This window comes from Colwellia sp. (assembly GCF_013215345.1).
GTDB lineage: Bacteria > Pseudomonadota > Gammaproteobacteria > Enterobacterales > Alteromonadaceae > Colwellia.
The window spans coordinates 1-8761 of the sequence record NZ_JABSOV010000138.1 but is presented as its reverse complement, the minus strand read 5'-3'; the positions used below and the strand labels follow the sequence as shown (position 1 = coordinate 8761).

10 protein-coding genes are annotated in these 8761 nt (G+C 38.8%); 7 read left to right on the top strand and 3 right to left on the bottom strand.

Annotated features, from left to right (window positions below):
* Window positions 1-1171, top strand: a 1171-nt coding sequence (locus HRT50_RS15955) for a M20/M25/M40 family metallo-hydrolase (protein WP_291616276.1), incomplete at its 5' end; no start/stop codon positions are given.
* A 449-nt stretch (window positions 1172-1620) separates the two neighbouring features.
* Here the strand turns inward: HRT50_RS15955 and HRT50_RS15950 are convergent.
* The 3 genes from HRT50_RS15950 to HRT50_RS15940 all read right to left on the bottom strand — a co-directional run bounded on the left by HRT50_RS15950 (window position 1621) and on the right by HRT50_RS15940 (window position 4914).
* The gene (locus HRT50_RS15950) at window positions 1621-2358 is read right to left on the bottom strand and encodes an MbnP family protein (protein ID WP_291616274.1); all 738 of its coding nucleotides are present in this window, start codon (window positions 2356-2358) and stop codon (window positions 1621-1623) included.
* Window positions 2351-3478 carry a cytochrome c peroxidase gene (locus tag HRT50_RS15945; protein WP_291616271.1) on the bottom strand — a complete coding sequence of 376 codons (1128 nt, stop codon included), beginning with the start codon at window positions 3476-3478 and terminating at the stop codon, window positions 2351-2353. Before HRT50_RS15945 ends, HRT50_RS15950 begins: the two co-directional genes overlap by 8 nt.
* A gap of 119 nt (window positions 3479-3597) precedes the next feature.
* Window positions 3598-4914, bottom strand: a complete 1317-nt coding sequence (locus HRT50_RS15940) for a hypothetical protein (RefSeq protein ID WP_291616269.1) — start codon at window positions 4912-4914, stop codon at window positions 3598-3600.
* A gap of 566 nt (window positions 4915-5480) precedes the next feature.
* Here HRT50_RS15940 and HRT50_RS15935 point away from each other — a divergent pair.
* The 6 genes from HRT50_RS15935 (at window position 5481) to HRT50_RS15910 (ending at window position 8573) form a co-directional block, all read left to right on the top strand.
* Window positions 5481-5753 (top strand): hypothetical protein, encoded by a 273-nt coding sequence (locus HRT50_RS15935; RefSeq protein ID WP_291616267.1) that lies wholly within the window; start codon window positions 5481-5483, stop codon window positions 5751-5753.
* Window positions 5754-5840: 87 nt separating this feature from the next.
* Window positions 5841-6341: a GNAT family N-acetyltransferase gene (locus tag HRT50_RS15930; protein ID WP_291616265.1), complete on the top strand. Its 501-nt coding sequence runs from the start codon at window positions 5841-5843 to the stop codon at window positions 6339-6341.
* Window positions 6342-6557: 216 nt separating this feature from the next.
* Window positions 6558-7010: a nuclear transport factor 2 family protein gene (locus tag HRT50_RS15925; RefSeq protein ID WP_291616263.1), complete on the top strand. Its 453-nt coding sequence runs from the start codon at window positions 6558-6560 to the stop codon at window positions 7008-7010.
* A gap of 51 nt (window positions 7011-7061) precedes the next feature.
* Window positions 7062-7688, top strand: a complete 627-nt coding sequence (locus HRT50_RS15920) for a LysE family translocator (protein ID WP_291616261.1) — start codon at window positions 7062-7064, stop codon at window positions 7686-7688.
* Between the two features lie 49 nt (window positions 7689-7737).
* A complete protein-coding gene (locus HRT50_RS15915) occupies window positions 7738-8016 on the top strand; it encodes an antibiotic biosynthesis monooxygenase (RefSeq protein WP_291616259.1) in 279 nt (92 codons plus the stop codon).
* 35 nt (window positions 8017-8051) lie between these two features.
* Window positions 8052-8573, top strand: coding sequence for an adenylate kinase (locus HRT50_RS15910; protein ID WP_291616257.1), 522 nt, complete (start codon window positions 8052-8054; stop codon window positions 8571-8573).
* Window positions 8574-8761 lie beyond the last annotated feature (188 nt).

The following is an 8761-nucleotide window of genomic DNA, read 5'->3' as shown; positions in this document are numbered from 1 at the left end:
TAAAACCATGGGCTTTGATAAGGTATGGATTGAGCCTGCGACTTTTCCTAAATGGATTCGATATTCTGAGTCAGCAGCTATTGTCAGCCCAGCACCACAACGGCTGCACATTACTGCTTTGGGAAATAGCATAAGTACACCTAAAGACGGAATTCAAGCACAAGTGATTGAATTTAAAACCTTAGCGGAACTAGAAAATGCACCTAAAAATGTAGCAAAAGGTAAAATTGTTTTTATAAACTATCGAATGAACCGAGACCGTGATGGCAACGGTTATGGTCCTGCTGTTCAGGCTCGTAGTCGAGGCGCTGTTGTGGCAGCACAAAAAGGTGCTGTTGGTTATGTAATGCGCTCAGTAAGCACGGCTTATCATCGTTTTGCTCACACAGGCGGCAGTCACTATAAAGATGGCGTTACTAAAATTGTTGCTTCTGCAATTTCTAATGCTGATGCCGATCAATTACATCGCTTAGTTGCTTTAGGAAAGCCTGTAACTATCAATATTAATGTACAAGCAAAATCGATGGGCGAGGGCACTTCTTATAACGTTATTGCGGAGTTTACTGGCAAGGAATTTCCAGATCAACATGTACTTATTGGTGGCCATTTAGACTCTTGGGACTTAGGTACTGGTGCATTAGATGATGGTGCGGGTGTTGCATTAACAATGGCTGCGGCAAAATTGGCAGTATCTAAAGGCAAACCAAAACGCAGTATACGTGTGGTATTGTTTGCTGCCGAAGAATTTGGTTTATGGGGCGCTAAAGCTTATGTTAAGGCCAATGAACAAAGCCTTTCGAACATAGTGGCAGCAGCAGAGTCTGACTTTGGCGCTGATAAGATATGGGCGTTTGATTCCAATGTTCATGCCAGTTCATTGCCTTTAGTTAGCGATATTGCCGCTATGATGAAATCTCTTGGTGTTGAGTTCCTAGCTAAAAACTCAGCGCGTAGCGGTCCAGACTTAATTCCATTTCGTAAGTTTAACATTCCTGCCTTTGCTTTATCCCAAGATGGTAGCGACTACTTTGATTATCATCACACAGCGGATGATACCCTGGATAAAATAAACCCAGAAAAATTACGTCAAAACGTGGCAACTTATGCGGTATTTACCTTTATGGCAGCTAATGCTAAAACACGTATCCTTGGTAAAAAGCTTGCTAAGTAATCAAGACATTAACTAGGTCATAAGCTAGAACAGTACAAAGTACTTTATTTACGTAGATGAATTAAATAAAAAGCACTGGGTAATCGCTCAGTGCTTTTTTTGTGTCTATTAAAGTACGTATAGAGAATATGTCTTTATATTCTAGAGCAGCTTGCAATAGACAGACCTGCTAATTTAAATGGTTTTCAAGATGGTTATTATATTGATGACACTAAGTACTTAGGTTGTTTTTGGAACGTATAGCCTGTGGGTAAAGTGTTTCTAGCACTAACTGAACCCTGTATATTGAGGTAGTTTGGGTATAACTCAAGCGATCCAGTGATAATATTAACAAGCCAGTTGAGTTACTTGTTACGCCTATCAGGTATGAGACTCACCTAAGTATATTTTTAACACTTTGATGGAGAGTCTCATGATAGTTAAAATAAAAAAATGAGTCGGTTAATTTGTTATTTAGCTGGCTGTTGTTTTACAGCTATAATCATCTTTTCATAATTATCAGCCAAAAACCGGGTATCATTGCGGTCAAATTTAATACTCGATAACTCGGCCATATTGAGATTGGCTTGGCCATTAAACAATTTCATGATATCTACTTTGAAATCAACAGATGCTTGCAATTCCCCCTGTACAGGGTAGCTTAATTTTCGGTAGTTTTCATTAAATCCGACATGGTATACCAAGGGATATAAGGTATCACCATGTTGTAATCCCCCTTCAAATAAAATGAATTTATAACCTACATCCCAACTCCATGCCATCCGGTTGTTGGGATCCAGATCTCCTTGGGAGATGATCGTGCCGTTGGCTTTTTCGTCAACACCAATAGCAAATTCAATTGCGCGATAACTTCGGTTGGGAATATTATTAAATTGAATGGTATAAATCGTTTTTTCGTTGTCAAAACGGGCTAAATGATAGCTATTCGTTGCAATATAATCGCCTTGCTCGCTGAGTAATCTGATATTGCTGATATAAAACTGAAAATCCCGGATCTTGAATAATCCGGGGCCACCGGGGTTAGGGTAGTTTATTTGGTTATAGACCAATGGCTGTTGACCCACAACAGCGCTAAAGTTGATCGTTAATTGTCTGGGGGAATTGGCTTTATACCAACTCAATCCACAAATACCGATAATGACCAATATGAGCAAAAAACTCAATGATAAACGTATTCTGTTATTCAATTTTTATTTCCTGTAAAAAAGGATCAGAGAACTTTGTATTTATAATAAATTGCTCATCCGTTAGAGTATGTAAAAAGGCAACAATGGCTTTTTTCTCTTCCATGCTTAAATTAAGACTGGGTTTTTTCTTATTGCCATTGACGATGTTATTGGCCTCCACTATCAATGGACTTAAGGTTGAGCTGAGCTTGATCCCCTCATTATAATGATCCATCACTTGTGCTAAGGTGTTGAATCGACCATCGTGCATATAAGGAGCGGTCAAGGCGATGTTTCTTAAAGACGGCACCTTGAATAACCCTTTGTGTTCAGGTTTTCCGGTTACCGCTTGTAGCCCAGGGAGTAACTGCTCTTCATTATCTAGTCCGTTGTTGGTGAAACCGTCGTACTTGGTATTAAATCCGCTGGTTAAAAACTGGCTGTGACAGTCAATACAATTACCGCCACGTAAGCTTGCTTTTACATCGGGGTGCGCAACAAAAAGTTTCCGACCGAACTCTTCTTCATCAGTCAACTTGATGGTGCCTGCCAAAAACTGATCGTACTTTGAATTAGCCGAAATCAACGTCCGTTGAAAAGCAGACAATGCCTTGGCGATATTTTGTTTGTTGATGGCACCATAAGCCTTGGAAAATAACCTTTGGTATTGCTCTACTGCTTTCAATTCATCAATCAATTCATCAAGGTTCTGATCCATTTCATCAACATTAATGATTGGTAATAACGCTTGTTCTTCTAGCGAATTTACTCTGCCATCCCAAAAAAAATGCTGTGGTCCCCACATCAGGTTTACCAAGCTTGGGGTATTAAACGACAAAGGTTTAAGTGAAACCCCCATCGAATTTTTCATGCCATCAGTAAAGGCCAGCTTTTGTTGATGGCAGTGGGAGCAGGCAAGTTTGTTGTTTCCTGACAATAGTGGATCATAAAAAAGTCGCCGACCTAGGGCGACAGCTTCATTGGTTAACGGATTATTTTGTGGAGTGGTAAATTGACCATAAACAAACGGCGCGGAAAAACCGTTCAACGCCGTGGGCCTTGGTTTGCTCTGGTAATATTCAGCGGTCACTATCATCAATGTCACGGCCAACAATAAATAACAGGCCTGTTTAATTTTCATTAACTGTTTTTCCTTGGTTATTAATCTGTTGGTTTTCCCGCAACGTGTTTAATTTCAAGCTATAACAGTGCACTGCAAGTTAGGGGCTAAGTGCGGTCCACTAAGCCCTAAAATGTAATTTAATGATGGTGAATAAAACCAGAACCAAACAACGCTTCTATATTTTCAATACCTTTATTATATTTTTCTTTAAAGTTAATGGTTTTTAATCGCTTGCTGGAAGTGAGATCATGTATCGTTAATGAGTGGTCGTTCACTTTTGCTATAAAGTCAATATCGGTCGGGTCATTATCAGCTTGGTTACCCAAATTAAGCAGGTTGTTTTGCACCGCGATCAGCTTTCGACCAGATGAAGAGGGATAAAAAATCATATGGTGTGCCCCCAATTCAGCTTTGATATCAGGTCCTGATGAAACGAGTTCAGGCAAGCTGCTCAGCTTGTATCGTTTAACTACACCTGGGATCGCATGACTAATAAATAACTCATCTTTGGTGCCATAAAACTCAAGGGGCACCCCAGTACCTTCATCCACGCCGTTATAAATTTTGACTGGCTCGGCAAATGTTTTGTCTGCTTCATTGAAAGGAATGTACCAAGTTTCAAAACCAAACATGGTATTGACCAACACGCCCGGTTTGACGTTTTCGACAATACTCGGGCGGACAAACAACACTTCAACTGGCGATGACGGGAAGCCTACAGGTTTGGCATCTTCAACCGTGATGGTTTCAATCGGTGACAAGGAATTTAAATCAATGATGGTGATAGTGCTACCAACGCCGGTTTTTAAATCAGGGTGGATAGTAGACGCTATGACCATTCTGTCTTTATAGGCTGATATGCCATGAGGGTACATAATATAAGGCTTGCCCGCATCTACTTGACTCTTTCTCGCGGAGATTATTTTAACCACATCATTAGTTTGCGGATCAAATACGCCGACAGAGCCACCGTCAGCTTGGTCTAAGCCACCACCACCCATAAAGGTGACAAACATGTATTCTTTGCCGTTGGAGGTATGCCACATAATGTCTTCACCAATGACTTGACCTTGGGTATCAAGACAATGATGGCCCTTGATCAATGGTGCACCGTTAAGGTCCCTAACTAACTTTATCTCGGCTAAACTACAGTTTATATCTAATCCGGTGGCATATAATCGACCTGTTGGACTGTAGTAAAGGTGATGTAAAGGCTCTGCCAAATTGCTAAGTTCATAGTCCTGTAAAATTTCGCCGAATTTGGCGGACTCAGGATCCAGTTCGATTATCGCGACACTGTGCTTGGTATCCAGTGTCGGTAATCCCCGGAGTAAAACCAGTGCCTGACTTTTTTCACTATCGGGTTGTTTGACGGGTTCTTTTGAACAAGCCGTTATTAATAAAGCAGTACATACAAGGATGGTATACTTGGTGATGCTGAGATAACTTTTCACTTTGAAATTCCTTTTTTTTAACATATATTGACCTTTTTAAGTCGTAAAATCAATTAAATAGAGTGGGATGTTAACTGAAAGTGACAAGTGCACTATAAATCTTATTATGGTTCACCTATAGTGCTTCATTATTAAGACGTATTTGAGGTCTTTAATTTAATAAATTTAGCAATGTTGTTCTTGTATTCGGGAGATAGTGAATTTAGAGTTGGTGTATTGCTTAGTTTAACAGAGCGTAGTGAAATCTCGGAGGATTGCCTCAGTCTGTGGGCTAACTAACGAAGACACCCATCGGTAATTCATTACACTTTGATATTTCAATTATGTTAATGGCTTGGTCCAAGGTAAGCGGAGTCTACAGCTGTACATTCCGGAGAAAAAGATCATGATTGTCAAAGTTAATGTGCCCTTGGTACCAGTAGATGGACCAGAGAAAACGAATACAGGTTACTCTTATACGGTTAAGGAAAGTTACTTTAAATCATTTAACCAGCTATTACGGCTCCGCTGGGTTTTATCTGTTACGCTATTGTCTTTAAATTTAAAGCTAAGGTCTGTATACCTCTATGAATCGAACACTTATACCAACACTTGTTGGTGTTTTTACCAGTCTATTCGCCATTTGGGCGTTACATACTTTTTTAATCGTTGATGAATGTTTAGATAATGGCGGCTCGTTTGACTACGCTACCGCTAAGTGTTTACTTGAAAGTGGTCAAACCTATGATTCAGAGCTCGCCACTATCGCAGTAGTGCTCTATTTTGTCGTTGGCTTCATCGTTTCATTTGTAGTTTCAACTTGTATAAGAAAAGTTTTTAATATCAAAGCTAATTCATAACTAAATCGAAGCTATTACATAGCTAAATCGAAAATTATTTATAGTAAATGCCACCCTTAGAGAATAAACATTGAGGAGTTTTTGTTGATGCATTTTGAAACTGACCGTCTAGTTATGAGTAAAATTAGTAATGATGATGCTGAAAACCTGGTAACAGTCTTATCTGATCCTGATGTAATGAAATACTCTACCGTTGGCGTTCATACGGAAAAACAAATTCTCGCTTATATCGCCAACTGCCAACAGCAATACCTAGCCAATGGTTATGGACATTGGGCTGTATACCGCAAAGAAGATAATGCCTTTGTTGGTGTTTGTGGTTTGAATAACCATCAAGTTGATAACGAAGATGTTTTTCATATTAACTATCGCCTAGCGAGCGAACACCAAGGTAAGGGCTACGCTGTTGAATCAACACTGGGGGTATTAGCTTTTGCTAAAAAAACTTTGAAGCTAAAATCTGTGCATGCCTTGATTGAATCTGATAATGTTAGTTCAGTAAAGGTAGTCAACCGAACGGGGTTTACATTTGCTAAGGCAACGGTCTTTCGTGGCTTCAACGTTGATGTTTACCAAGTCACTTTGTAAATTATTAAAATAATAATTAATAAAGTGTTTACTGTTATCAAGTGACTCTTATAAAGCACTATTCATAAATTACTTTCCATTTTAAGCCGTAATAAGCAGTCATAAATCATTACAATTTAAGCCCTTTATTTTCTTAACGTTTACCTATTAAATAGAGTCCTTAATTTAAGGTTTGTGTAACGCTCAGACGCCATAGTATTTAAAGGGACTAAATAAATGTCAAAAGTAAAATTAACCGTTATAGCTACGCTACTCTTTCTCGGCCTAATGTCACTACCTAACCATGCTAAAGGACTGACAAGTAACGAATATAAAGCCGTTGTGGATACTGCTTATAATTACTTTAATGCCATGGCAAATGGTGACCAGCAACTGTTTAGCAAAGCATTTGATTTGGACTTTGGTCATGTGAAAATGATCACAACTAACAAAGACACCGGTAAGGAAAGTATTAGAAGCCTGACCTTACAAGAATTTTCCGGTTTCTTTAAGAAAAAAACTGAAGATACCTGGCATGGCAAGGTTCTATCCGTTGATATTGTTGATGATAAAATGGCCATGGTAAAGTTAGATTTCAAAACCTCGAAATCACATTACATTGACTATTTAGTTATGTATAAGCGTGACAATAACTGGCGTATTATCAATAAAACTTTTGTTGCTAAATAAAGTCGCTAAGTAAAATCATGATTATTATAATCTTATATTTTCGGAGTTTAAATGTTCCCTATTGAAGTATTCCTTACTTATACACTGGCTTGTTTACTCTTAGTGATATCACCGGGGCCAGATAATATATTGGCTATAGGCAGAGGGCTCAGCCAAGGAAAATTAGCGGCTTGTGTTTCAGGGTTTGCTTCAGGTGCTGGTATTTTATTTCACGTGATGACCGCGACTTTTGGACTGACTTTACTCATTCAGACCTCAGCGATAGCTTTTATGGTGGTCAAATTAATCGGCGCCGCTTATCTTATTTGGTTAGGGATAAAGGTACTAAGGTCTCGTAACTTAATAAATCTAACTCCGGCCAGTAAACAACCGATTAAAACAATTTTCAGTACCGGATTTTTATCGGCTGCATTAAACCCAAAACCGGGTATGTTTGTGCTGGCATTTATTCCCCAGTTTGTTAATCCAGCGTTAGGCTCGGTCACTGCACAAATGATGGTTTATGGTTTTTGGTTTGCTTTGTTAACAGCAATTGGCTTTTCTTTAATGGGTATCTTCTCCTCTAAACTTACGGCTTGCTTACAAAATAAACAAAAATTAATCAATGGCTTAAATATTGGTGCGGGTTTAACGTTTATAACGTCTGGCTTAGCAGTTGCCGCATTAAAACAACGTTAGGTATTTACGCTGAACTTGATAAAACGCGAACATATTAAGGATTAAAAAGTTGCCAAAAGTTATCTTACGGGAACATATTATCGTCTCAGATGCCGATCTTGTTAAGGTACAAAGTGAACTAGCCACGCATATAGCATTAACCAGAGCTGAGGCCGGTTGTTTAGTCTTTAAGGTTAGGGCAGATGCGTTTAATATGAATAAATTTACTGTCTATGAAGAGTTTGTTAATCAAGATGCTTTTCTACAGCACCAGTTGCGGGTTAAGCAATCAAGCTGGGGTCAGGTCACTAAAGATGTACAACGGCATTATCAAATCACTAATCAATAGTTATAGAAACATTCAAATGATATTAAGGTGACTAGTTGAAATGTATCGTCGTTATTGGCTCAAGTTGTAGTGGTAAGTCGACTTTTTCTCAAAAGTTATCCAATAAGATGGCATTAGAATATATAGAGTTAGATCAATTACATTGGTTGCCCAATTGGCAAGAGCGAGCGGATGACGAATTTAGGGGCTTAGTCAAACAGGCCACAGCTTCAGATACTTGGGTACTTGATGGTAATTATTCCGTTGTAAGGGACATCGTTTGGACACGTGCCACTAAAATAATTTGGCTTAATCATTCTTTTAGGGTGGTATTATATCGCTCATTTACGCGCTCAATTGTTAGAGCGGTAACCAAGAAGAAACTCTTTGCAGGTAACGTTGAGACCTTTAAGCAAACCTTTTTTAGTCGTGACTCCATTATCTTATGGGTACTTCAAACTTATCATCAAAAGCGTAAACGTTATAAAAAGCTGTTACCACAACTGAAATGCCAAGGTATAGATATTGTCGAGCCAAACAACCAAAAGCAGGTAGATCACTATCTTAAAAATATATAAAAACCGAGAGAGATTATTCCCTCTCGATTTTATTGTTAAGGTTATTGTTAAGGTTATTATTTAGGGAAGGGCTAACTTATGGTTAACCTATGGGTTAGCTTGTAATGTTAGCGTTAAGCCAGAAACAGCTTGATAGCCATATACATCAATATACCAAGTACCTGCTGCTGGAGCGCTAAGACTACAGC

What these genes read in the sequence shown, in the direction of transcription:
- HRT50_RS15945 (WP_291616271.1), bottom strand. Translation starts at nt 3,478, where the DNA reads ATGAAAATTAAACAGGCCTGTTATTTATTGTTGGCCGTGACATTGATG.
- HRT50_RS15935 (WP_291616267.1), top strand. Translation starts at nt 5,481, where the DNA reads ATGAATCGAACACTTATACCAACACTTGTTGGTGTTTTTACCAGTCTA.
- HRT50_RS15930 (WP_291616265.1), top strand. Translation starts at nt 5,841, where the DNA reads ATGCATTTTGAAACTGACCGTCTAGTTATGAGTAAAATTAGTAATGAT.
- HRT50_RS15925 (WP_291616263.1), top strand. Translation starts at nt 6,558, where the DNA reads ATGTCAAAAGTAAAATTAACCGTTATAGCTACGCTACTCTTTCTCGGC.
- HRT50_RS15920 (WP_291616261.1), top strand. Translation starts at nt 7,062, where the DNA reads ATGTTCCCTATTGAAGTATTCCTTACTTATACACTGGCTTGTTTACTC.